Origin of the sequence: Lentzea alba (assembly GCF_047445655.1) — a bacterium.
Lineage (GTDB): Bacteria > Actinomycetota > Actinomycetes > Mycobacteriales > Pseudonocardiaceae > Lentzea > Lentzea alba_A.
On sequence record NZ_JAJAEG010000021.1, the window covers coordinates 128,489 to 153,139 of the forward strand.

At 68.6% G+C, this 24,651-nt stretch carries 13 protein-coding genes; 9 read left to right on the forward strand and 4 right to left on the reverse strand.

What is annotated here, in order from left to right:
* Positions 1-193 precede the first annotated feature (193 nt).
* From LFM09_RS31775 to LFM09_RS31785, 3 genes are read left to right on the forward strand one after another with little or no spacing between them, the layout of a single operon-like run.
* On the forward strand, positions 194-9,106 hold the full coding sequence (locus LFM09_RS31775; protein ID WP_414100259.1) for an RHS repeat-associated core domain-containing protein: 8,913 nt from the start codon (positions 194-196) through the stop codon (positions 9,104-9,106).
* Complete coding sequence (locus tag LFM09_RS31780; protein WP_414100260.1) at positions 9,093-9,605, forward strand: SMI1/KNR4 family protein; 513 nt, start codon at positions 9,093-9,095, stop codon at positions 9,603-9,605. Before LFM09_RS31775 ends, LFM09_RS31780 begins: the two co-directional genes overlap by 14 nt.
* 30 nt (positions 9,606-9,635) lie before the next feature.
* Positions 9,636-14,114 (forward strand): ricin-type beta-trefoil lectin domain protein, encoded by a 4,479-nt coding sequence (locus LFM09_RS31785; protein ID WP_414100261.1) that lies wholly within the window; start codon positions 9,636-9,638, stop codon positions 14,112-14,114.
* 33 nt (positions 14,115-14,147) lie between these two features.
* Here the strand turns inward: LFM09_RS31785 and LFM09_RS31790 are convergent, their stop codons facing one another.
* On the reverse strand, positions 14,148-15,233 hold the full coding sequence (locus LFM09_RS31790) for a YihY/virulence factor BrkB family protein (protein WP_414100262.1): 1,086 nt from the start codon (positions 15,231-15,233) through the stop codon (positions 14,148-14,150).
* A gap of 156 nt (positions 15,234-15,389) precedes the next feature.
* On the opposite strand from LFM09_RS31790, the gene LFM09_RS31795 reads away from it, so the two are divergent.
* Entirely contained in the window at positions 15,390-17,075 is a 1,686-nt protein-coding gene (locus tag LFM09_RS31795; protein WP_414100299.1) for a DEAD/DEAH box helicase, read from the forward strand.
* A 30-nt stretch (positions 17,076-17,105) separates the two neighbouring features.
* Here LFM09_RS31795 and LFM09_RS31800 read toward each other — a convergent pair whose 3' ends face one another.
* Positions 17,106-17,939, reverse strand: a complete 834-nt coding sequence (locus LFM09_RS31800) for a class I SAM-dependent methyltransferase (RefSeq protein WP_414100263.1) — start codon at positions 17,937-17,939, stop codon at positions 17,106-17,108.
* 48 nt (positions 17,940-17,987) lie between these two features.
* Here LFM09_RS31800 and LFM09_RS31805 point away from each other — a divergent pair, with 48 nt between their 5' ends.
* The 5 genes from LFM09_RS31805 (at position 17,988) to LFM09_RS31825 (ending at position 23,339) form a co-directional block, all read left to right on the forward strand.
* Positions 17,988-18,566, forward strand: coding sequence for a TetR/AcrR family transcriptional regulator (locus tag LFM09_RS31805; RefSeq protein WP_414100264.1), 579 nt, complete (start codon positions 17,988-17,990; stop codon positions 18,564-18,566).
* A 192-nt stretch (positions 18,567-18,758) separates the two neighbouring features.
* Entirely contained in the window at positions 18,759-19,880 is a 1,122-nt protein-coding gene (locus LFM09_RS31810) for a sugar ABC transporter substrate-binding protein (RefSeq protein ID WP_414100265.1), read from the forward strand.
* Positions 19,881-19,952: 72 nt separating this feature from the next.
* Positions 19,953-20,726, forward strand: coding sequence for an ATP-binding cassette domain-containing protein (locus LFM09_RS31815; protein ID WP_414100266.1), 774 nt, complete (start codon positions 19,953-19,955; stop codon positions 20,724-20,726).
* Positions 20,727-20,746: 20 nt separating this feature from the next.
* Positions 20,747-22,177, forward strand: coding sequence for a sugar ABC transporter permease (locus tag LFM09_RS31820; RefSeq protein WP_414100267.1), 1,431 nt, complete (start codon positions 20,747-20,749; stop codon positions 22,175-22,177).
* 4 nt (positions 22,178-22,181) lie between these two features.
* Positions 22,182-23,339: an ROK family protein gene (locus LFM09_RS31825; RefSeq protein ID WP_414100268.1), complete on the forward strand. Its 1,158-nt coding sequence runs from the start codon at positions 22,182-22,184 to the stop codon at positions 23,337-23,339.
* Between the two features lie 60 nt (positions 23,340-23,399).
* Here the strand turns inward: LFM09_RS31825 and LFM09_RS31830 are convergent, their stop codons facing one another.
* The gene (locus tag LFM09_RS31830; protein WP_030464836.1) at positions 23,400-23,579 is read right to left on the reverse strand and encodes a hypothetical protein; all 180 of its coding nucleotides are present in this window, start codon (positions 23,577-23,579) and stop codon (positions 23,400-23,402) included.
* Positions 23,580-23,984: 405 nt separating this feature from the next.
* The gene (locus LFM09_RS31835; protein WP_414100269.1) at positions 23,985-24,527 is read right to left on the reverse strand and encodes a helix-turn-helix domain-containing protein; all 543 of its coding nucleotides are present in this window, start codon (positions 24,525-24,527) and stop codon (positions 23,985-23,987) included.
* Positions 24,528-24,651: the final 124 nt, after the last annotated feature.

The following is a 24,651-nucleotide window of genomic DNA, read 5'->3' on the forward strand; positions in this document are numbered from 1 at the left end:
TCGAGGCACCGGGCGCGGCTGTCTCATTTCGGGACAATGATCTTGTCACGCATGCGTGACCGGCGTGATAGCGGACCGGTCTAGGTTTCGCAGCGGTGCCTCCGATGCCGTGAGTACGGCACGTTGACCTGCATCAACGGCCCTCGCGGGGACCGAGGCCGCCTTCACAACCAAACATTCCTGGGGGGAATGCGTGAGACACGCGTCGGTGTTTCGTGCTGCGCGCAGACCGTTGTGCCTGCTGCTCGTTCTGATCATGGTGCTGCCGGTTCTCGGCGGCTCGGAGACTCCCTACGGCACCCTCGGAGCGCTTCCGCTCGGTGCCTCCACTTCCGCTCCTGAGCAACGCACCGGAACCGCTGATGGCTCCTCGCACGCGGTCTCGGGCGACGCGACCCGCGCCAACGCCAAGCTTCCTCAGCGCGACCAGCCGCGCCCCGCCGGTGCGGTGCCCGACCACGCACCCGCGTTGCCCGAGGTGAAGCAGGCCTCCCACCAGCAGGGGAAGGTCAACCCGAAGGTCAGCCAGCCGCGCGATGCCGAAGCGATCGACCCGAACGCGAAAGAACGGCCGGGCGACCGCACCGCGACCACTCAGACGTTCGACAACCCGGACGGCTCGCGCACGCTGCGGCTGCACACGGGCCAGGCCAACGTCCGCCAGCCCGACGGCTCGTGGAAGCCGGTGGACCTCGATCTCGTCCCGGTGGACGGAAGGCTGAAGCCCGAGGCCTCGCCGATCGAGATGACTCTGGCCACCACCGGTTCCGACGGCTCGCTGGTGAACGCGGGTCTCGGCAACGACCGACGGCTGTCCTACGGCCTCGCCGACGCGGCGAACGTCCGCGGCGAGGTCCACGGTGCGCAGGTCACCTATCGCGGCGTGCGGCCTGGCGTCGACGTCCGGCTCACCGCCACCAGCACCGGTGTGAAAGAAGACCTGGTGCTGGCCTCGGCCGCCACCTCCTCCTTCGCCTTCACCCTGGCGCTGGACCGCCTGCAGCCCCGCCTCACCGACACGGGCGACCTGGAGCTCGTCGACGGCGAGGACGTCGTGGCGGTCATGCCGGCCGCATTCATGGACGACGCGGCGGGCGTTCGCTCGACCGATGCCCGGTACTCGCTCGACAAGACAGGCGACCGCACCTGGACGCTGCGCCTCGCCCTCGGTCAGGCGTGGCTCAACGACCCGGCCCGTGTCTTCCCGGTGGTCGTCGACCCCTCGGTCGCCACTCCCAACGCCGACAGCGATGACACCTTCGTGCGGTCGAGCGCCGCTGACCAGTCGGGAGCACCCGAGCTGGAGGCCGGCCGGGTCCAAGGCCAGCCGATCGCCCGTTCCTACCTGCGCTTCGGCTCGGCGCTGAACACGTTGCGCAACCAGTACATCGTCGGCGCGTCGCTGGTCATGTACAACGTCTGGTCACCCAGCTGCACCCCCAAGGGCGTGACCGTGTTCGAGGTCACCCAGGGGTGGAACGGCTCCACGAGGTGGCCCGGTGCCGCCGTCGGCCAGGCGCTGTCGAGCAAGTCCTTCGCGCACGGCGCTCCCGGATGCGGCTCCGCTCGGGAGGCGTTCCCTCTCGACGCCGACCTGATGACGCGCTGGACGCACGGCGCCGCGCTGGGCAACGGCCTGTCGGTGCGGGCTTCCGACGAGTCCGACGCAGGCAGCGGCAAGCGCTTCGCTTCGGCCAACTCGCCGAACCCGCCGTACCTGGATGTGCGGTACTCGCCCGAGGGCGCGTCTTTCGACGTGACCGATGTGCTCCTGCCCACGAACGCCCACGCGGGCAACCTCACCGCGAAGGTCACCAACCTGGGCCAGTCGGCGTGGAACTCCGGCGGTGGCACCCACTTCGGCTACATCGTCAAGCAGGGCAACACGGTCATCCGCACGCGCAACGGCTTCCGCGCGAACGTCGCCCCGATGCAGACCCACACCTTCGCCGAGATCCCGATCGACCCGCTGGCGCCGGGCGACTACCAGCTCTACCTGACGATGTTCACGCCGGAGGGAGCGAACTTCCAGGACGTGCACGGCGTGCCGTTCGGCCGGGTGGACGTGAAGGTCAGCAACGTCCCGCCGTCGACCGACTACCAGCAGCCGGGCAGCGGCGCGGTCGTCGAGTCGCTGACGCCGACCCTCTACGCCGAGGGTGTCGACGCCGACAACTGGCCGGGCAAGGGCTTCACCTACAACTTCAAGATCTGCACGAACCAGCAGCTGACCGAGAACTGCCAGGAGTCGGGCTGGACCGGGCAGTCGTGGGCGCCGAGTGCGAGTGGCGCGCAGGCGTTGCGCTGGAGCAAGACCTACTACTGGAGCGTCAAGGTCCACGACACCGTGGACGAGAGCTTGCGCTGGGTCGGTCCGCTCGTCCTGTCCACTCGGGTGCCGCAGCCGCAGATCACCTCCCACCTCGCGGGCAGCCCGAACTCGACGGAAGGTCCAGGACTCGACCCCGGCATCGGCAACTACTCGACCGTCGTCACCGACGCGTCCGTCGGCACGGTCGGGCCCGACCTGACGGTCAGCCGGACCTACAACAGCCTCGACCCGCGCCGCGACACCGCGTTCGGCGTCGGCTGGGCGTCGCGGCTGGACATGCGGCTCAAGCAGGACGACGACGGCTCTCGCAACGTCGTGGTCACCTACCCGAGCGGACGGCAGATCCGGTTCGGCCGGAACGCCGACAGCTCCTTCGGCTCGCCCTTGGGCGACAGCACCGAGCTCGTGTACGACGCCGCAGGCGGTGTCTACACGTTGCGCGACAACACAGGCGGCAAGTGGCGGTTCGACGAGCTCGGGCGCCTGACCGAGATCGTCGACCCGGCAGGGCTCACCGAACAGTTCGGCTACGACACGGAAGACCGCGTCACGACGATCACCAACGGCACCAGCGGACGCACGCTGACGCTGACGTGGCAGGGAAAGCGCGTGTCGACCGTGACGACGCAGGCGCCCGCCGCCGGTGTCGCGCCGCTCGTGTGGACCTACACCTACGACGGCGAGAAGCTGACCAAGGCCTGTGTGCCGGGTGACGCCCCGAACTGCACCACGTACGGCTACACGACCGGCTCGCGCTACCGCAGCTCAGTTGTCGACGACAACCCGAAGGCCTACTGGCGGCTCGGCGAGACCTCTGGTGCCACCTTCGCGAATGCCGTAGCCCGCAAGGACGGCGAGAACTCAGGAGCCCAGCACGGTGTCGTGCCCGGCACCGCCGGCGCTCTCGGCGGCACCGCGGACAAGGCCGCGACCTTCGACGGCAACAGCAGCTACGTCACGCTGCCGGAGAAGCTCACCAACGAGACCATGTCGCTCGCGGTCGAGCTGTGGTTCAAGACGACCACGCACGGCACGTTGATCAGCTACTCGGACAACGGTTTCCCGAACAGCGCTGGAAAGTCCACTCCGCTGCTCTACGTCGGGACAGACGGCGTGCTGTACGGCGGTTTCGCCAAGCGCGACTCCGGCGGACCACGGCAGATCGTGAGCGCGGACGAGGTCAACGACGGTCATTGGCACCACGCGCTGCTGTCCGGTGCGATCGACAGCCAGACGCTGTACCTCGACGGCCGGAAGGTCGGCGAGAACCTCACGGGCCTCATCGACCACAGGCAGCAGAAGAACCTGACGCTGGGCGCCGGATACGCCAAGGGCTTCCCCGCCACCAACGACGAGAACTTCTACTTCAACGGCTCGATCGACGAGGTGGCCGTCTACCAGCACTCCGTCGGTTCGCTGGCCGCGGCGCAGCACTTCGCGTCCCGCACCGAGATCGCGCAGCTCGACACGATCACGTTGCCGCAGGACGACCGGCGGTTCGCGAAGCTGACCTACGACGACATCAACGACCGGGTGAAGACCCTGGTCGACGACGACGGGCGCACGTGGTCGCTTGACACGCCACGGGTGCAGGACGCCGTGCGCACGGCCGTCGTTCGCGGTCCGAGCAACTACGGCGACTGGACCTACACCTACGACATCGACAACGGCGGCAGGCTCACTGCCCGCACGCACGACGGTGTGTCGCGGAAGTTCGAGTACAACACCAAGGGCTTCATGTCGGCGTCGGTCGACGAGATCGGCCTGCGCACGGAGCTGACCACCGACGATCGCGGCAACGTGTTGAGCCGCAAGACATGTCGTGCTCCTGGCTCCTGCAACACGTCGTACTCCACCTACGTCCAGTCCCCGAACCCGCTCGACCCGCGCCGCGACAAGCTCGAGTCCACTTCGGACGCTCGCTCGGCCGACGCGAACGACACCCGCTTCCGCACGAGCTACACCTACGACTCGGCCGGTCGCAAGACCAGGACGACGTTCCCGGTGCCGGACGGGCAGATCGGCGCGCCGACCGAGATCAACACCTACGCCAGCGGTGACGAGGACGCGGTCGGCGGCGGCAAGGTGCCGGCCGGGCTGCTGATCAAGACGACGGGGAAGCGCGACCAGGTAACGCGGTTCTCCTACCGCGCCAACGGTGATCTCGCTGAGGCGACGACGCCGACCGGTCTGCGGACGAGCTTCGGCAACGACGCGATCGGACGCCGGACCTCGGTCACGCAGGCCAACGCGGGTGGGGCGGTGTTCGGCACCACGACCACCGAGTACACCCCGCGTTCGCAGGTGGCCAAGGTGACCGAGCCCGCGGTGACGAACCCGATCACCGGGCTGCGGCACCAGAAGGTGACGACCTACCGCTACGACGGCAACGGAAACGTGCTGGAGAGCACGATCTCCGACGCCTTGCCCACCACGAGCGGCGGCGACCGGCCCCGCACCACGGTGATGACCTACGACGCCCAGGACCGCGTCGTGCAGACGCAGTTCCCCGACGGTGGCAAGGAAGTCCGCGAGTACCTCGACAACGGGCTCACCCAGGTCCTCACCGACGTCCAGGGCATCAAGTGGACCTCGCAGTCCGACGAGAACGGCCGGCTGCAGGCGAGATCCGCGTCAGGCACCGGCGTCGATCCCGAGGATCCCGGCAGCACCGGTCTCGTCGTCGAGTCCAACGTCTACGACGACGCGGGCCGGTTGAAGCAGACGCAGGACGCCCAGGGGCGCACCACGTCGTACCTCTACTACGACGACGGCCTCAAGGCGAAGACCGTTCGTGAGCACTACACCGCCCCGAACGGCCAGGTCCAGAACGTCGTGCTGGAGGACTGGTCCTACGACCCGGCCGGCCACCCGACCGCACTGGTCTCTCCCGGCGGCATCAAGAACGTCCAGACCTACGACGCCGCGGGCTTCCTGACCAGCACCACGCTCGACCCGGAAGGCCTGGCCAGGTCGACGACCTACCGCCGCGACGCCGACGGCAACGCGGTCCGCGTCGAAACCCGCGGCGCGGCGGATCCGAACCGCACCGAAGTGGCGGCGTACGTCTACGACGGCGTGAACAAGGTGACTCGCGAGGAAGCCTTCCTCGACGCCAACACCACGTTCTCCACCACGTACGACCGTGACGAACGCGGTCTGGTCCGGTCCCAGACCGACCGCCGCCAGCTCACGACGGACTACACCTACGACGCCACCGGCCAGGTCGTCACCGCCACGCTCCCGGCCACCGACATCTGGGTCAACGGCACGCAGACACAGCGGTTCCGGCGCGTGGAGACGACGGGCCACAACGCCTTCGGCGAGCAGTCCCACAGCAAGGCCGGCGACGGAGCCGTCACCGTGTTCGAGCGCGACGACATGGGCCGCGTGGTCAAGACGGCGCTGCCCGGATACACCCCGCCTGGTGGACAGATCATCAGGCCGGTGCTCCTGGCCGAGTACGACCACGCCGGCCGCACCACCAAGATGACCGACGCGCTCGGCCGCGTCACCACCCACCAGTACGACCCCTACGGCCACCTGCTGAAGACGACAGTGCCGCAGGTCGACACCACCCCGAGCTCTGTCAGCGTGGCGTACTCGCGCGCGGGCGAAGTGCTCACCCGGACCGACCCCACCGGTGCGCAGACCCGCTTCACCTACGACGAGCTGGGCAGGCAGATCACCTCGACCGCGGTCGAGCGGTCGTCCGGCACCCCGGTGTTCTTCACGACGACGACCACTTACGACGCCTCGGGCAAGCCTGTCGAGCAGACCGGCCCGACCGGCGCGGTGACCAGGAAGACCTTCAACACCGCCGGTGACGTGCTCACCCTGACCGACCCCACGAACCGGGTCACCACCAACACCTTCGACATCACGGGCCGGCTCGCCACGACCGCCGACCCCGCCGGTGTGGTCACGGCGCTCACCTACGACCTGCTGGGCCGCCAGACGAAGACCGCGCAACTGGTCGGGGGTGCCGAGAAGCGCGCGGCGACCAAGGTCTACGACCCGATGGGCAACGTCGTGGCCGAGACCTCGCCGGAAGGCCGGTCGCAGGCGGCCACCTACGACGAGCTCGGACGGCTGGCGACGCGGACGGAGAAGATCGACGCCACCACGTCGATCACGACACAGCACGGTTACGACCAGGTCGGCAACCGCAGCAGGTTCGTCGACGGCAACAAGAACGTCACGATCTACACGTACAACACCCTCGGCAAGCCCGAGTCGATCATCGAACCGTCCACCGCGGCACACCCGAACGCGGCCGACCGCACGTGGACGAGCGTGTACGACGCCGCCGCTCAGCCGGTCAAGCTGACCAAGCCCGGCGGTGTGGTCACCACCCGCGAGTACGACGCGCAGGGCAAGCTCAAGATCGAGCGCGGTACCGGTGCGGAGGCGGCGACAGCCGACAGGTCCTTCCGCTACGACAAGGCCGGTCGCGTGATCGTGGTGTCCGGTCCGAAGGGCGACAGCGGCTACGTCTACGACGACCGGGGCAACCTCACCCAGTCGTACGGGGCGGCCGGAAACGCGAAGTACACCTACAACGGCGACAGCACGGTCGCGACTCGTGAGGATGCCAGCGGCACAGCGGCGTTCACCTACGACAAGGCGGGCCGGATCACCACGGTCGTCGACCCGCTGTCCGGCCGGACCGTCGACCTCGGCTACGACGCCGCGGGGCGCACCTCGCTCGTCGCCGACCGTTCCGTCAGCTCGTGGAGCAACCGGCGCATCACCTACGACGAGCTCGGCAGGGCGACGTCCGACCAGGTCGAGCAGCAAACCGAACCCGGCGCGCCGTCGTCGGTGCTCATCGGCACGGAGTACGGCTTCGACCGCGACGACAAGGTGACGTCGAAGAAGGTCACCTCGAAGTCGTCCACCCAGGCCAACACCTACGCCTACGACGGCGCGGGCAGGCTCACGCAGTGGACCGGCCCGGCCGGCACCACGGACTACCGGTGGGACGCCGCAGGCAACCGCATCGGTGCCGGAGCGGCCACGTACGCCTTCGACGAGCGCAACCGGCTCAAGTCGGGCGGTGGCGCCACCTACAGCTACACCGCTCGCGGCACCCTCTCGTCGGTCACCGAGAACGGCCAGACGAAGAACTCGGCGTTCGACGCGTTCGACCGCCTGGCCACCGAGGGCGCGGCCAGCTACGCCTACGACAGCCTCGACCGCGTCACGGACCGCAACGGCAAGAAATTCCAGTATCTCGGCCTGACCAACGAGGCCGTGTCCGACGGCACCCGCGTGATCAGCAGGCTGCCTGACGGCCGGGCGTTCTCGGACAAGAACGTCTCCGAGACGGCCAAGGGCAGGATGCTCTTCAGCGACGGCCGCGGTGACGTGATCGGCCGCTATCTCGGCGCCGCTGTCGACGGCACCCGCACCTTTGACCCGTTCGGCAAGGTCACGGCGTCGTCCGGCAACGTCTCGCCGATCGGTTTCCAGGGCGACTGGACTGACGCGGACACCGGCTCGGTCAACATGACCGCCCGCTGGTACTCGCCGAACGCGGGCCAGTTCGTCAGCCGTGACGACTGGACCATCGACCCGAACCCGTCCGCGGCGGCGAACCGCTTCCAGTACGGCAACAACGACCCGATCGGCAACACGGACCCCACCGGGCACCTCGTGTTTCTCGCTCCGCTCGCGGCGTGGGGCATCGCGGAGGTCGCGGCCGCGATCGGCGCGGTTGCCGTTACCGGCGTGGCAGTTGGCGGGACGATCGACACGGTCAACCGGTACCAGGACTGGCGGGCCGAGCAGAACCGCCGGGCCCTGAGCCAGGCCACGCAGTCCACCGTCGCCACGGTCGCGGGGGCCACCGCCGCGGAAACCATGGCCCGCAAGCTCCGCGCGGCGCTCGAACAGTTGCAACGGATCTGCTGGGCGAACTGCGGCACGAAACCGCCGTGCACCGGCACGTGTGGCAACTCGAACGGTGGTGACACCCCGCCGGGTGCGGGTGGCGGCTGGATGCCTCCGCCTCCGCCGCAGTGGCTGGTCGAAGCGCTGACCGCTGTTCCCAAGCTGGTTGCCGGATCCACGGTGGTGGTACGGGCCGGCGTGCTGGCGGCGGCGACGGCAGCGACGGCGGTCCTGGAAAAGGTCGAGGAGTACGCCGAGGAACGGACGAAGGTCACCGAGGACGACGACCCGAACTCGCCTGACTCACCCAACTTCGACTGGTCGCTCGAGAATGTGTTGAGGGCGATCGGCAAGACCGCGTCGGAGCTGTTGCAGAAGCGCCGTGAGGACGACGACGAGTGCGTCCCATCCACCGACTACAAGCCCATGGTCGGTGGGCGGGCGACCGGTGTGGAGGCACGTCTCTGCCCGGACAGGATTCCTCCCGGTTCCCCGGCCAACAAGAGGATTCACCCGCCAGGCTGGCCGCTCAGGGCGGACGGCTCCTCGGCGAACCCGCGGAGTGGGCCGAACCGCATGGGGCGCAGTCACTTGCTGGCGAACATCCTCGGTGGTAGTGGCAACAACCCTGCCAACCTCGTCACGCTCTACCAGGATCCGGTGAACAACTCGCCTGGCATGAAGAGGTACGAGTTGATGGTGCGCTCCGTGGTCAACGGCGGGGAGCCGGTCGACTACGAGGTCACTCCCATGTACAACAATTTGCAGGCAATGCCCACTGCCGTGCACATGTACGCCCGCGGAGACAACGGCTTCTGCATCAATGTCGTCATTCACAACACCAAACAACATCGAGTGGACCACCATGCCTGTCCTTGATTCGTGGAAAGCGGTACTGGGAGAAGCCGGTGAGCCCGCACCGGAGGTCGACTGGGCGGCGGTGGAATCCGATCTCGGCACCGCGCTGCCCACCGATTACCGGGTGCTGGTCGACAACTACCGGGTGCTGAACATCGGCGACTTCCTGTCGGTCTTCCGCCCGGTCGGCGGCGAGGACGAGTTCAGCCTGCGGGAGTTCGCCGATCAGACGCTGACCAACTTCCGCGGGTTGCGGGAGGACCTCCCGTCGGACTTTCCGCACCCGCTGTACCCGGAACCCGGTGGACTGCTTCCGTGGGGTGTCACCGACAACAACGACTTCCTCTGCTGGCTTGTGCAAGGAGAGCCGGACCAGTGGCCTGTTGTGGTCACCGATGTTGGAAACTGGTGGACGCACCACGGAAACATGCAGAGCTTTCTCGTCGGAGTTTTGACCGGGGATGTGCGCTGCCCGATTTTTCCAGACGACTTTCCCGATGAGAACTACGTGCAGTCGTAGGAGTTCGAGTCAAATGAGAAACGGAATGAAATGAGAAGATTGCGACGTGCGGCCGCTGCGGCCGTGTGTTTCACGCTGGGGGCGGCTGTCGTCGCAACACCTGCCTGGGCGGCCGCGCCGCCCACCGGCGCCAGACCGGACGCGGTGAACTCCGCGTCCGACGCAAGACCCGGCCAGACGGTCCCCAAGGACGTCAAGGGCCGCCAGCTGGTCTACGTCGAGGGCCCGAGCCAGAACCAGCTCCGCGCCGCCGTCATCAAGGCCGGCGGCACGGTCAGCGGGTCGACCACCAACCGGGTCAAGGCCTCCGTGCCGAAGGAGAAGCTGGACCTGGTCGCGAGCCAGGCCGGCGTCACCGAGGTGCGGTTGCCGGACCGGGCTGTGCCGATGGCCGTCACGTCGGAAGGCGTCAGCGCGGCCAAGGCCAACCTCTGGCACGACGCCGGCAAGAAGGGCGCCGGCGTCAAGGTCGGCATCATCGACGTCGGCTTCGGGGACGTGGCGGCCTCGCAGGCCAGCGGTGACCTGCCCGCCAACGTCACCATCAACAACAACAACTGCCTCGACGCGGCCGAGAAGTCGCCGCACGGCACCGGTGTCGCCGAGATCGTGCACGACGTGGCGCCTGAGGCCCAGCTGTTCCTGGCGTGCATCGAGGACACGTTCAGCTTCGACCAGGCCGAGACGTGGCTGCGGGAGCAGGGTGTGCAGGTGATCTCGTCGGCGGTCGGGTTCCTGGCTCCGACCGGCAGCCGCGGCGACGGCACCGGTGACGCCGGCAGCCCCGCCGAGGTGGTCAAGCGCAGCAAGGCCGCGGGGATCCTCTGGAGTGTCGCGGCGGGCAACCAGGCGCGACTGCACTACGGCGGCAACGCCATCGACGCCAACGCTGACGGCTGGGTCGAGTTCGGGCCCTCTCGGCAGAACGGCTTCCCGCTCGACGCGGGTCGCACCGCCACGGTCGGGCTGCGCTGGGACGCGTGGCCGAAGACCAAGCACGACCTCGACCTCTACGTGATGAAGACGCCCAACCCGCCGAACGGACCGAACGACCCGGAGGTCGCGGCGGTGTCGACGCGGTCGCAGCGTGACAGCGCCGACGGGCTCGCGCCGACCGAGTCACTCACGTTCACCAACAACTCGGGCGGCACGCTGACGTACTGGGTGTACGTGCGCAACCACAACGCGCCGCTCAACACCTCGATGGAGCTGTTCGTCAGCGGTCCCGGCAACAACCAGCAGCTGCAGTACTTCACCGAGGCCGGCAGCGTCGTGGAACCGGCGACCTCGCCGCACGTGATCGCGGTCGGCGCTACCCAGCCGAACTCGGGACGGGTGCAGGACTACAGCGGCCGCGGCCCGTCGATCGACGGCCGGATCAAGCCGGACATCACGGGCTACGACCAGGTTTCGACGAGCGCGATGGGTGTGCTGCGGGGCACCTCCGCCGCCGCCGCTCACGTTGCCGGTGCGGCCGCGTTGTTCAAGTCGGCCAATTCGGCGCTCGACGCCTCGCAGCTGCAGACCGCGTTGCTGAACGCCGCGAACCCCAAGCAGTCCAACAACACCTGGGGCAACGGTCCGCTCAGCGTGGGTACGCCGGGCACCCCGCCGGCCGCACCCGCGGGCTCCGGCTTCACCGCCGATCCCGCGCCGACCCGTGTCCACGACTCGGAGTTCGCCGCCGGGGAGACGAAGACGCTCGCGTTCCCGGCGCTGCCCGGCGACACGACCGCGGTCGCGATCACGGTGTCCGCTCAGGCGCGCGCCGGCGACATCGGCGACGTCGCCATCGAGGTCGGCACCGGTGACCTGGCGGCCAAGGGTGGCCAGGTGCCGACGCTGCACGCCCGTGGCGACAACGCGCGGACGTGGCAGTCGATGACGTTCTTCGCGCCGTTGGACAGCGCGCGGTCGATCAAGCTGCGCAACCGCGGCAACGGACTGGCCGGGGTCGTGGTCGATCGGCTGGGCTACTTCAGCCCGCAGCAGAGCACCAACACGTACTTCGCGTTGCCCGCGCCCGCCCGGTTGCTCGACACGCGCGGGTATGCGGTGGCCGCTGGTGGCAACGCGCGGAACACCTCGCTCGACGTCGGCGGCAGCAAGACCGTCGAGGTGCAGGTCCGAGGGGTCGCGGGCGTTCCGGCCACCGCGCAGGCCGTGGTCGTGAACCTCACCGGGTTCGAGGCGGCCGAGCAGCAGTTCCTGGTGGCACACGGCGACGCCGCGCTTCCGGCCACGGTGTCGGTCTCGGTCGCGCAGGGCGATCGGCGAACCAACGCGGTCGTGGTGCCGATCGGGTCGGACGGCAAGATCCGGGTCAGCAACGCCACGTGGCGCGGTGTCGTCGGGGCGGCGCTGGACGTCGTCGGGTACTTCGGCACCGGCGCCAACGGTGCGAAGTACGTGCCGTTCGCCGATTCCGGGCGGGTCGCGGACACGGCCACCGGCAACGGTGTGCCCAAGGCTCCGATCGGACACGGGCAGGTGGCCTCGTTCCAGGTGAGCGGGGTCGCGGGCGTTCCGGCCGCGGCGACCACGGCTGCCGTGGTGATGACGGGTCTCGACAACAACGTCGGCACCGAGCTCAGCGCGGTCGCGAGCGAGATCGGCTGGGCGGCCGGCAGCCAGGTCGCCACGCGCAAGCTGGAGACGGCGGCCGGGCTCGCTCTCGTACCGCTCGGGCAGAGCGGCAGGGTCGACGTGCGCAACGAGCGCGGCCAGACCAGGTTGTCGGCCGACGTCACCGGCTACTTCGTCGGTGGGACCAAGGTCGCGACGCAGGCGGTGGCGGGCAACTGCGTGACGGCGAAGGACGAGCCGGGGTTCAGCAGTGCCTTCGACGGGCGGACGGAGGCCGGGCTCAGGGGCTGGCAGTCCACCGGTCAGATGATGACGGTGGACGGCTGTGAGCTGCGCACCGCCGACGACCCCCACGTCAACTGGTACACGGCGCACACCTACGGCAACGACTACACGCTCAAGTTCGACTGGATGGCCGAGACGCACAACTCCGACTCGGGTGTGTTCGTGCTGTTCAGCAACCCCGGGACGGATCTGGCCAAGGCCGCCGCCGGGTACGAGATCCAGATCAAGCCGAACCCCGACGAGTGGCCGACCGGCTCCGTCGTGGGCAGGCAGACGCCGAGCACCACGAGCGCGGAGAAGCCTGCCGGGCAGTGGAACACCTTCGAGATCAAGGTCAGCTGGAACACCGTGACGGTGCTCCTCAACGGCCAGCGGGTGAACCAGTACACGTCCCCGGACGCGACCCAGACCGAGCGCAACACGTTCTTCGGCTTCCAGAACGACCACTCCGCTGACGCCGTGAAGTTCCGCAACGTGCGGATCAAGCGGGACACGCCGGTGTGGTCAGGCACCCTGAAGAGCGGCAACGGGCGTTGCCTCGACATCAAGTACGGCGACCCGACGCAGCAGGTCGTCTGGATGATCGACTGCCACGGTGCGTTCGCGCAGACCTGGGCGTCCACCGAGGGCATGATCCAGGGCGGCGGCCGCTGCCTCATGCCCAACGGGACGGGTGACGGCGCGCAGGTCGTGCTGAACGAGTGCGGTGGCGACAACCTGTCGCAGTGGGTGCACCGCACCGACGGGCGGCTGGTCAGCCGGGCGTCGGGTCTTTGCGTCACGCCGGTGGGCGCCACCCAGGAGGCGCGGCTGATCACGGCACCCTGCGCGGCGTCCAGGTCGGAGCAGGTGTGGACGGTGCCGGACCAGCGGGGCCGGGCGGGCAAGGTCGTCGGCCCCGGCGGGCGGTGCCTGGACGTCACCGGTCACAACCCGACGCAGAACAAGGCGGCGCTGTGGGGCTGCAACAGCAGCGTGGCGCAGAGCTGGGTGGCGCCCGGTGACGGATCGTTGCGCGGCGAGGGCAAGTGTCTCGACGTGACCAACGGCGCCACGGCCGAAGGCACGGTCGTGAACCTGGCGGACTGCAACAACGGTCCGGCGCAGCAGTGGGTCGCCCAGGCCGACGGCACGCTCCTGAACCCGCTGTCGGGCCGCTGCCTCACCGCGGCGTCGACGTCGGACGGCGCGACGCTGTCGATCACCGCCTGTGCCGCCAAGAACACGCAGATCTGGAGGCAGACGGCCGAGTGGGTCTCGCGCGGCCCGGTCGTCGGTCCCCAGACGAAGTGTCTCGACGTCGCTGGCGCCAACCCGGCGGCCAGCGTCGTGAACATGTGGGGCTGCAACGGGTTCTACGCCCAGGACTGGCGGATGTCCGGTGACGGCACGATCGAGGCGTACGACCGCTGCGTCGGCATCTCGGGCACCGGCAACAACGCCCCGGTCACCCTGGTGTTCCCCTGTCAGCGCACCGGTGGAGAGGTGTGGTCGGTGCGGTCCGACGGCAGCATCGTGAACCCGGTGTCCGGCCGTTGCCTCGACGGCCAGCTCGGGAACGACAACGACCGGGTCTACGTCTACGACTGCCACGGCGGCTTGCCGCAGCGGTTCGCGACCCCGGCGAACTCGAGCTGACCAGGAGGTTCGGTACAGCGGGGGTGGCTTCGGCTACCCCCGCTGTTTTTCGTCCTCGGAGCGGCGAGGTTCCTGGATCTTCAGCGGCGCCGTCAGCTGGGTGTCGGCGGGGGAGGGCGCCGAGTAGCTGGTGCTGTTGGCCTCTTGCTTGGGTTCTGCGTTCTCCGAACGGATGCGCGACGCCGCGCGTTCCATCTCCAGCCGGCGCCAGCGGCGGCGCTGGCGCCGGGTCATGCGGGCGGGCCACATGTCCTGGATGGCGCTGTTGAAGTACGCGCCGATGGTGATCGCCAGGCCGATGAAGAACACGAACAGCAGGAACGCGATCGGTGTCGCCAGGGCGCCGTAGGTGTAGCCGGTCGTGGTGATCCACTGGATGTACAGGCGCAGGCCGATCGACGACAGGACGAACACGGCCATGGCGAGGATCGCGCCGGGCAGCACGCGGTGGTACGGGAGCCGGCGCGGCAACGCGACCTTGTAGAGCAGTGACAGCGACAGCACGAGCAGCAGGGCGACGCCGGGGTAGTAGAAGCGGCCGACCCACGTCTCGATGTACGGCTGCCAGGACGTCGGGAAGAACTGCGGCAGGATGTCCGGGCCCAGCGCCAGGACCGGCAGGCCGATCACCAGCGCGACGAGGGAGATCATGTAGAGCAGCAGCGCGAAGATGCGCTGCCACAGCTCGTTGCGGACGCCGTACTGGCCGTGCGCGACCGTGATCGCGTCGACGAACGACGACATCGCGGACGAACCCGCCCACAGCGAGATCAGGAAGCCGACGGAGACGATCTCGCCCTTGCCGGTGGTGAGGATCTCCGCGACCGTGGGTTGGATCACGCCGTTGACCACGTCCGCGCTGAAGATCGTGCGGGTGAACCCGATGATCTTCTCCTGGACGGCCGACACGACCTCCGAGCCGAACCAGTCGCCGAGATAACCCATGGCGCCCAGCACGCCGAGCAGGAGTGGCGGGAACGACAGCGTCTGCCAGAACGCCGCCTCGGCGGCTTCTGAGAAGATGTTGCCCTGCCACGCCTTCGACAGCGTGCGCGCGAGTAGACGCAGCGGCCCCTTGCGGCCGGACCTGCGTGCGTCGTTGTCGGTAGGCGAACCCATCGCAGTGACAAGCATGGTGCATGCCGCCACGTTTCGCGGCATCGGCGCCCGGAACAGGTAGAGTCGCGTTGCCCTCGGCGACGGCCTGCCTGAGGGCATTACCATGTCCGACCTGCGTAAACGAGGAGAAACACGTCTGTGACAGCGACAGCAGCAATGCGACCGCTGCGGGCATGGCAGCGCCGGGCGCTGACCAAGTACCTGGCCGCGAAACCGCAGGACTTCCTCGCCGTCGCGACACCCGGCGCGGGCAAGACGACCTTCGGGCTGCGAGTGGCCGCCGAGTTGCTGGCCGACCGGACGATCGAGGCGGTCACGATCGTGACGCCCACCGAGCACCTCAAGCACCAGTGGGCCAAGGCCGCGGCCGAGCAGGGCATCCACATCGACTCGAACTTCCGCAACACCAACGCGATGACCTCCCGCGACTACCACGGTGTGGCCGTGACGTACGCGCAGGTCGCCGCGCATCCGTCGTTGCACCGGGTGCGCACGGAGAACCGCAAGACGCTCGTGCTGCTCGACGAGGTCCACCACGGTGGTGATGCCAAGTCGTGGGGTGATGCGATCCGCGAGGCGTTCACGCCCGCGGTCCGCCGGCTGTGCCTGACCGGCACGCCGTTCCGCTCGGACGACTCGCCGATCCCGTTCGTGCAGTACGAGGAGAGCAACGGCGGGTTCAAGACCTCCAAGGCCGATCACACCTACGGGTACTCGGACGCGCTGCGCGACGGCGTCGTCCGGCCAGTGCTGTTCCTGGCGTACTCGGGTGAGGCGTCGTGGCGGACCAGCGCGGGTGAAGAGTTCACCGCCCGTCTCGGTGAGCCGCTGACGCAGGAGCAGACCACGAGGGCGTGGCGCACGGCGCTCGACCCGGCCGGCGACTGGATGGCGTCCGTCCTGCGCGCCGCCGACCAACGGCTCACGCAGAAGCGCGAGAACGGCATCCCGGACGCGGGCGGCCTGGTCATTGCAACCGACCAGGAGACCGCGAAGGCCTACGCGCAGGTGCTGCTGCGCGTCACGGGCCAGATCGCCACGGTCGTCTTGTCGGACGACCCGAAGGCCTCCGGCAAGATCGCCGAGTTCGCCTCGACGAACGAACGCTGGATGATCGCCGTCCGGATGGTGTCCGAGGGCGTCGACGTCCCGCGCCTCGCGGTCGGCGTGTACGCGACGTCGTCGTCGACCCCGCTGTTCTTCGCCCAGGCCGTCGGCCGCTTCGTGCGCAACCGGAAGCCCGGCGAGACCGCGTCGGTGTTCCTGCCCTCGGTGCCCGTGCTGCTGCAGCTCGCGTCTGAGCTGGAGGCCGAGCGCGACCACGTCCTGGGCAAGCCGCACCGCGAGAAGGACGGCTGGGACGACGAGCTCCTGGCCGCTGCGAACCAGGCCAAGGACGAGCCGGGCGAGGACGAACGCGCCTTCACCGCCCTGGGCACCACGGCCGAGCTCGACCAGGTGATCTTCGACGGCGCGTCGTTCGGCACGCCGACGTTCGCCGGCTCGGAGGAGGAGCAGGAGTACCTCGGTCTGCCGGGCCTGCTCGAGCCGGACCAGGTGCGCACCCTGCTGATGCAACGCCAGGAGGAGCAGCTCGCCTCCGCGGCCAAGCGGCCCAAGCCCGAGGTGGCGGTGCGGGAGGCGCGGCCGGCCAGCGTGCAGGAACGCCTCGGGGCCCTGCGCAAGGAGCTCAACACTCTCGTCGCGATGCATCACCACCGCACGAAGAAGCCGCACGGCAAGATTCACAACCAGTTGCGTGAGTACTGCGGTGGGCCGCCGACGGCGATGGCGAGCATCGAGCAGCTCGAGGAACGGATCGCGACGCTGCGATCTTGGTAAGTCCCTGACGGCTGACTGATATCCGATATATCAGATGCGGGTGACGGCGACGGCGAGCGTTTCGTAATGCGACGTGAAGCTGCCGCCGAGTGCGTCGATCGCGGCGCCGACGTCGGCGAACAGCTCGGCGAGCTGGTCCGGCTTGAGCAGCGCGATCGGGCTCATCGTCGAGATGAGGTCGAGGTACTCGGCGGTCGTGTAGATGTGGTCCCAGTGGGCGCTCCACTGGTCCGGGTTCGCGAACGACCCCGAGCCGACGAACGCGTCCGCGGTCTGCACGCACCCCGCGCGGTAGCTCGCGAGCGCCTCCTCGCGGCCGTGACCGACGCGGAACGGTGTCTCCGGAGCCAGCCGTTGGTAGCTGTCGGCGAAGGCTTCCGCGATCGGGTCCGGCGGCGCGAACACGTGCCACAAGGCGACGAACACGCCGCCGGGCCGCAGCACGCGGGCTGCCTGGCGGATGCCCTGGTCGGAGTCGACCCAGTGCCACGACTGCCCGGCGACGACGGCGTCGAACTCCCGGACGGCCGGATCCCAGGTCTCGAACTTCGAGACCTCCACGGTCAGCCCCGTGCCGCGGGCGAACTCGGCCATGCGCTCGTCGTGCTCGACGCCGAGCACCTCGCACCCGGCCGCGCGCAGCTGCCGGGACAGGACGCCGGTGCCGCAGCCGACCTCGACCACGCGTGGTCCTGGGCTGGTGGTGACGATCCGTTCGATCAACGCGTCCGGATAGGAAGGGCGGGTGCGGTCGTAGCGGGCGGCTTCCGCGCCGAACGACGAGGCGAGGAGCTCGGCAGCCTCCTTGTCGACAGGAGGTGTCGACGGGGTCGTTTCATCCGGTTCTCCGGCTAAAGTGGGCATGCGCCCACCATAGTGGGCAAGCGCCCACTAGGTGAGGAGATTCAGGAAGTGCCCACTGGTGTGCACCTGCGCGACGTGCGGGAGCAGTTGTTCGGCGCCGCCGAGCGGCTGCTGATGGACGGCGGGCCGAGCGCGCTCACCAGCCGGGCGGTCACGGCCGAGGCGGGCGTCGCCAAGGGAGTGCTGCACCGGCACTTCGACGACTTCGACGCGTTCCTCGCCGAGTTCGTCCTCGACCGCGCGCACAGGATGGACGCGCACGCGCGGGAGCTCCTCGAAGCCGCCGGCACCGGGACCGTCGCCGGCAACCTCGCCGAGGCGATCACCGCGGTCTTCACGTCGGTCGCCGTCGCCGTCGTCGCGCTGGTGACCTTCCGCGACGACCTCCGCAGGCGCCTGCGTGAGACCTGGCCGGCGGGCGTCCCGGTGCTGACCGAGGCCGTGGTCATGATCCAGAACTACCTCGAAGCCGAACAACGACTGGGCCGCGTCGGCGACATCAGTGCCGAGGGTCTTGCTCCCATGCTCATCGGCACCGGGCATCTTCTGTTCGCCGACCGCGACACTCCTCCGCAGGCGGACGCCGTGCGCCGGATGGTCGAGAGGGTTCTCCGCCAGAACGACTGATATCCAATATATCGGTGTCGAATGCAGTAGCGCGGTGGTAACGCTCTCACAACCCTGGGTAGTCAAATTTCGTCGGGGTTACCGCATCGTTGCGACTTAATCGATCCAGTGTGGTTCCGGTCACGTATATGTCGGGCATACGTTGTGCGCCACAACATTCTCTGTGACACAGCGCAGTGAAAGGGATGGCGGATGCGCAGCAAGAGCCTCGCTTCCATCGCCGTTGCCACGGGCCTCGCCCTGGCAGTTTCGGCGTGTGGCGCCAACACGTCCTCCGGTGGAGGAAACAACAGCACGAACTCTGGCAGCAGCGGGGGCCCGAAGGTCGGCGTCATCCTGCCCGAGACCGCGACCTCCGCACGCTGGGAGGGCTTCGACAAGCCGCTGCTCGAGGCGGCTCTGAAGGCCGAGGGTCTTGACCCCGACATCCAGAACGCCCAGGGCGACGTCCAGAAGTTCAGCACCCTGGCCGACGGCATGATCAACGCCGGCGTCAAGGTCCTGATCATCGCCACGCCCAACAGCGAGGTCGGTGCGTCTGTCGCCAAGAAGGCGCAGGCCCAGGGCATTCAGGTCATCGACTACGACCGCCTGAACACCGGTGGCTCCTCGTCCTACTACGTGTCGTTCGACAACGTGAAGGTCGGCGAGCTGCAGGGCCAGGGCCTGGCCGACGCGCTCAAGGACAAGCCGCAGGGCGCCAACGTCATCGAGATCGAGGGCGCGCCGACGGACAACAACGCCACCCTCTTCGCTGACGGCCAGAAGAAGATCCTCAAGCCGCTCTACGACTCGGGCAAGCTCAAGCTGGTCCAGTCCCAGCCGATCGACAACTGGGACAACCAGAAGGGCGGCCAGGTCTTCGAGCAGATCCTGACCAGCAACGGCGGCAAGGTCGACGGCGTCGTCGCCGCGAACGACGGTCTCGCCGGCGCTGTGATCACGGTGCTGAAGAAGGTCGGCCTGAACGGCAAGGTGCCGGTCACCGGTCAGGACGCCACCCCGGACGGTCTGCAGGCCGTGCTCCGCGGCGACCAGTACATGACGGTCTTCAAGCCGATCAAGGAAGAGGCTGAGGCCGCCGCCAAGCTGGCCGGTCTGCTGGCCAAGGGCGACACCGCCGGCGCCGACAAGCTGGCCTCCGGTGTCACCAAGGACTCGAAGGGCAACCGCGACGTCAAGTCCGTGCTGCTGACGTCCCAGCTGATCACCAAGGACAAGGTCAAGGTCGTGGTGGACGCCCAGTTCGTCAAGGCGTCGGAGATCTGCGTCGCGGACACCCAGGCGATCTGCACCGAGCTCGGCATCAAGTAGGAACCGCTGTCGAGGGCGGGGTGCGGACCACCGCACCCCGCCTCGACGCGTGGTAACCACGGAGGAACCCCAGTGAGCGAGCCGATTCTCGAGCTGCGCGGCATCAACAAGAGCTTCGGCCCCGTGCACGTCCTGCACGACATCGACCTCGTCGTGAACCCCGGCGAGGTCACCGCCCTCGTCGGCGACAACGGCGCGGGCAAGTCGACGCTGGTCAAGTGCATCGCGGGCATCCACCCGACCGACTCGGGTGAGGTCCTTTTCAACGGCGAGCCGGTGCACATCAAGGGCCCGCGCGACGCCGCCGAGCTCGGGATCGAGGTCGTCTACCAGGACCTCGCGCTGGCCGACAACCTCGACATCGTCCAGAACATGTTCCTCGGCCGCGAGCGCACCAAGGGTGGCCTGCTCGACGAGTCCGACATGGAGCAGGCGGCACGCAAGACCCTCGCGTCGCTTTCGGTGCGCACGGTCAAGTCGGTGCGCACGCAGGTTTCGTCGCTGTCCGGTGGCCAGCGCCAGACCGTGGCGATCGCCAAGGCCGTGCTGTGGAACAGCAAGGTCGTGATGCTCGACGAGCCCACTGCGGCTCTCGGTGTCGCGCAGACGCGGCAGGTGCTCGACCTGGTCCGCCGGCTCGCGGAGCAGGGCCTGGGCGTCGTCCTGATCAGCCACAACATGAACGACGTCTTCGAGGTCGCCGACAAGATCGCGTGCCTCTACCTGGGCCGCATGGCCGCGGTTGTGGGGTCCAAGGACGTCACGCACGGCCAGGTGGTCGAGCTGATCACCGCCGGCCGTTCCGGTGACCTGGGCATCGCCCGCCCCGAGGCGGCGACGATCTGATGAGTTCCGAAGAGGCGAGCATGACCAACACCACCGACACGCCCGAGCACGAGACCGCCCCACAGGGCGCGATCTCCGACTTCGGCATCGACACGACTTCCCAGTCCACCGGCGAGGCAGTGCGCGACTACTGGGCCAGGGTCCGCGGCGGTGAGCTCGGCTCGCTGCCCGCGCTGCTCGGTCTCATCGTGCTGCTGATCGTGTTCAGCTCGTTGTCCGACACGTTCTTCACCCTCGGCAACCTCGCCAACCTGCTCCAGCAGGGCGCCAGCATCACCATCATCGCGATGGGCCTGGTGTTCGTGCTGCTGCTCGGCGAGATCGACCTGTCCGCGGGTACCGCTTCCGGCGTGACCGCGTCGGTGATGGCACTGCACCTGATCCACAACGGCAACCTGCTCGGCGGCATGGGCGACACGGTCTTCTACGTGTTCTGCGGCTTGCTGGTGCTCGCGATCGTGCTCGCCGTGCTGATGCGCATCTGGGCAGGTGCGGCCCTCTCGGCCATCGCCCTGGTCATCGCCGCGGTCGGCATTCCCGCGAACGCGTGGCTGGAGATGCTGCTGGCGGTCTGCGTCGGCACGGCCATCGGTTGCATCACCGGCTTCCTGGTCGCGAAGGTCGGCATCCCGTCGTTCGTCGTGACCCTGGCGCTGTTCCTCGTGTGGGGCGGTGTCGTGCTGCAGCTGATCGGCCAGGGCGGCACGCTCGGCCTGCGCGACGACACGATCTTCAACGTCGCCAACGGCAACCTGAACCCCGCGGCCTCGTGGGGCCTGTTCATCATCGCCGTCGGCGGCTACGCGGCGGTCGTGCTGCTCCGGCACTTCTCCCGCCTGCGCAAGGGTCTCGTGGCCCAGCCGACGTCGCTGGTGCTGGCCAAGATCGGTGCTCTCGCGCTGCTGGCCGCAGTCATCACCTACGCGCTGTCGTTGAACCGGGCGCCAAGCAACCTGGTGATCATCCAGGGCGTTCCGTACGTCGTGCCGGTGGTGCTCGTTCTCCTCGTGATCGGCACGTTCGTGCTCGACCGCACCGCCTACGGCCGCCACATCTACGCCGTCGGTGGCAACAAGGAGGCCGCGCGCCGAGCCGGTATCAACGTCGAGCGCATCCGGATGAGCGTGTTCGTGATCGCCTCCTCGGCGGCCGCGATCGGCGCCATCGTGTACTCGTCCAAGGTCGGCTCGGTCGACCCGAACGCCGGTGGCGGCAACACGCTGCTGCTGTCGGTCGGTGCGGCCGTCATCGGTGGCACGTCGCTGTTCGGCGGCAAGGGCCGGCTGCGCGACGCGGTGATCGGTGGCGCGGTGCTCGCGATCATCCAGAACGGCATGGGCCTGCTCAAGCAGCCCGCCGCCGTCGTGTTCATCGTGACCGGCCTGGTCCTGCTGCTCGCCGCGAGCGTCGACGCGTTGTCCCGCCGCCGAGCGGCAACCGCGGCTCGCTGACGCGGTGACGGGACCTACGTCCGGCACCCGTCCCGACGAGATCCGCAGGCACAACAGGACGGCGTTGCTGCGTCGCCTGCACATCGACGGACCGTCCACCAGGGCGTCGCTCGCGGCTGAGCTCGGGCTCAACCGCAGCACGATCAAGGCTCTGGTGGACGGCCTCGCCGAAGCCGGTGTGGTCGCCGAACGCGTGCCCGCTCTGCGCAGCGGAGCGGGCCGCCCGTCGCTGCTGGTGCTGCCCCAGCCGCAGGCCGCGGTCGTCATCGCGATCGACGTGCGGGTGGAGCAGGTGGCGATGGGGTTCGTCGGCCTCGGCGGGGAGATCCTCGGGCGGGACAGCTGGAACCTGCATCACCGGACGCGTGATCCGGGGGAGGTCATCACGCACATCGTCGAGTCGGCGCGCCTCATGGCCGACGAGCTCGACGTCACCGCGGTCGGGGTCGGAGTGTCGGTGCCGGGCGTCGTGCGGCGCTCGGACGGGCAGGTGCACGAGGCACCGAACCTGCACTGGACGAACGTGGCCCTGGGCAAGCGGCTGGAAGCCGTGCTGAAGCTGCCGGTCCAGGTCGGCAACGACGCGGAGATCGGCGCGCTCGCCGAACACGTGCGCGGCGCAGCCCGTGCGTCGTCGGACATGGTCTACATCTCCGCGGACGTCGGCGTCGGCGGCGGAGTGATCCTGTCCGGGCAACCGTTGCGCGGCAGCGGCGGCTACGTCGGTGAACTCGGGCACATGGTGGTCAACCCGCGCGGCCGGCAGTGCTACTGCGGCTGTGCCGGCTGCTGGGAGACCGAGGTCGGCGAACCGGCGCTGTGCCGCGCCCTGGGACTGCCGGAGGACGCCCCGCGCGGCGCGGTCGTCGCGGCACTGCGGGCGCTCGACGACCCGGCGGTGCTGGACGAGTTCGCGGACTGGCTGGCGCTGGGCCTGGCGAACATCGTCAACGTCCTCGGCCCGGAGCTGGTCGTGCTCGGCGATCTCTACACGGCGCTGCCGATGCCGGTCGTGGACGCGGTCAGTTCCGTCGTGCAGCAACGGAGTCTGGTCTCGCGTGCGGTCGGCGGCACCCAGATCGTGACGTCCCCGCTCGGCCGGGACGCCAAGCTGATCGGCGCGGCCGAACTCGCCTTCGAACCCGTGCTGGACACGATCTAGAAAGCGAAGGGGGCGGAGACCCAGAAGGTCTCCGCCCCGAGCGGCTAGGTGGGGTGGAAGTCAGCCCTGCTGAATCTCAGCAGCGAGCTCGCGCAGCTTTTCACTGTGTGCGCGGGAGTGGTGCCCGCAGAACAACAGCTCGCCCCCGGACGGGAGAACGGCGCGAACCTGGGCAGCAGCCCCGCAGCGGTCGCAGCGGTCGGCAGCGGTCAACTCGGGGCGGGTGAGTGCTGCAGTCATGATGGATCTCCCTCCGTCCCAGCACCGGTACGAAGTGTTCCGGTGCCCTCTTACCAAGCTGCGACCACGGCGCCCCTGGCTGGTGCGCGGTGCTCGCTGGCTCCACTCTGACAGACGTTCTGGCGATAGTCAGTGTTCCCGTGTGCGTGGCGACTCGCGTCACTATCCGATTTACCCGTCTGCAGCAGGTTCACACATGCATTTGCCACCGGTTCACCGTCTTGACACGTACTCAGCGCAACCGAAAACGCGCTGGTGGAGCAGCAAAGTGCGGCTCTTCGGTCTGTTGCGTGCGACCGGGAGTGTGATATCGGTTGCGCTTGTCCGCCCGCAGCGAACAGGTCACGAACGTCCCACGATTCGGACTCCGGACCGTGATCAAACTCCCGGTTCGCACGTTCTCGATCAGCTCGCGAGGGCGGCGCTGATCGCCCGCGCGGCGTGCCCCACCGCCTCCCTCAGAGCGGTGGCGCTGCGGCCGCTGTCGAGCACCGCGGAGACGGTGCCGATCACACTGCTGGACGGCGTGCGGACCGGAGCGCTGACGAACTCCATGCCTGCAGGCACCGTCGCACCAGGACGCAGCCGCGCCACGTCCTCCGCGCGCACGATGCTCGCTGCAGCGACGAGCACCCGGTCGCGCCGGGGAACCGCGAGGATCGTCGACGTCCTGATCGTCGCGGACAACGCGCGCAACGGCTGGCGCGCCACCCGCAGGATGCCGGGGGCAGGCTCCCACGACTGCCCGAGGCGGAACATCTGCGCGCCGATGCGGTAGCGGCCGCGCACGTTCTCGACCGCGCCGAGCACCTCCATCTGGTCCAGAAGGCGGTGCACCGTCGTCTTCGGCATCTCACAGCGGTCGGCGAGCTGCGTGAGCCCCAGCTCACCCTCGTCCATCAGCTTGTCCAGCAGTGAGAAAGCCCCTTCGAGTACTGACCTGCCCATGTTTCCTGCCCCCTCGTTCCGATCTCCGGAACTGCCCCTGTGCACCCCTCCGGCACAGCCACACACTGATGCTGTCGCGGATGCATAGGCGGCACATGAGTACATGGGTACTCATCTTTCGCAT

Excerpts from the sequence above, each read along its gene's own strand:
- LFM09_RS31790 (WP_414100262.1), bottom strand. The coding sequence starts at position 15,233 with ATGGGTTCGCCTACCGACAACGACGCACGCAGGTCCGGCCGCAAGGGG.
- LFM09_RS31830 (WP_030464836.1), bottom strand. The coding sequence starts at position 23,579 with ATGACTGCAGCACTCACCCGCCCCGAGTTGACCGCTGCCGACCGCTGC.
- LFM09_RS31810 (WP_414100265.1), top strand. The coding sequence starts at position 18,759 with ATGCGCAGCAAGAGCCTCGCTTCCATCGCCGTTGCCACGGGCCTCGCC.
- LFM09_RS31820 (WP_414100267.1), top strand. The coding sequence starts at position 20,747 with ATGACCAACACCACCGACACGCCCGAGCACGAGACCGCCCCACAGGGC.
- LFM09_RS31795 (WP_414100299.1), top strand. The coding sequence starts at position 15,390 with ATGCGACCGCTGCGGGCATGGCAGCGCCGGGCGCTGACCAAGTACCTG.
- LFM09_RS31835 (WP_414100269.1), bottom strand. The coding sequence starts at position 24,527 with ATGGGCAGGTCAGTACTCGAAGGGGCTTTCTCACTGCTGGACAAGCTG.
- LFM09_RS31780 (WP_414100260.1), top strand. The coding sequence starts at position 9,093 with ATGCCTGTCCTTGATTCGTGGAAAGCGGTACTGGGAGAAGCCGGTGAG.
- LFM09_RS31800 (WP_414100263.1), bottom strand. The coding sequence starts at position 17,939 with ATGCCCACTTTAGCCGGAGAACCGGATGAAACGACCCCGTCGACACCT.
- LFM09_RS31785 (WP_414100261.1), top strand. The coding sequence starts at position 9,636 with ATGAGAAGATTGCGACGTGCGGCCGCTGCGGCCGTGTGTTTCACGCTG.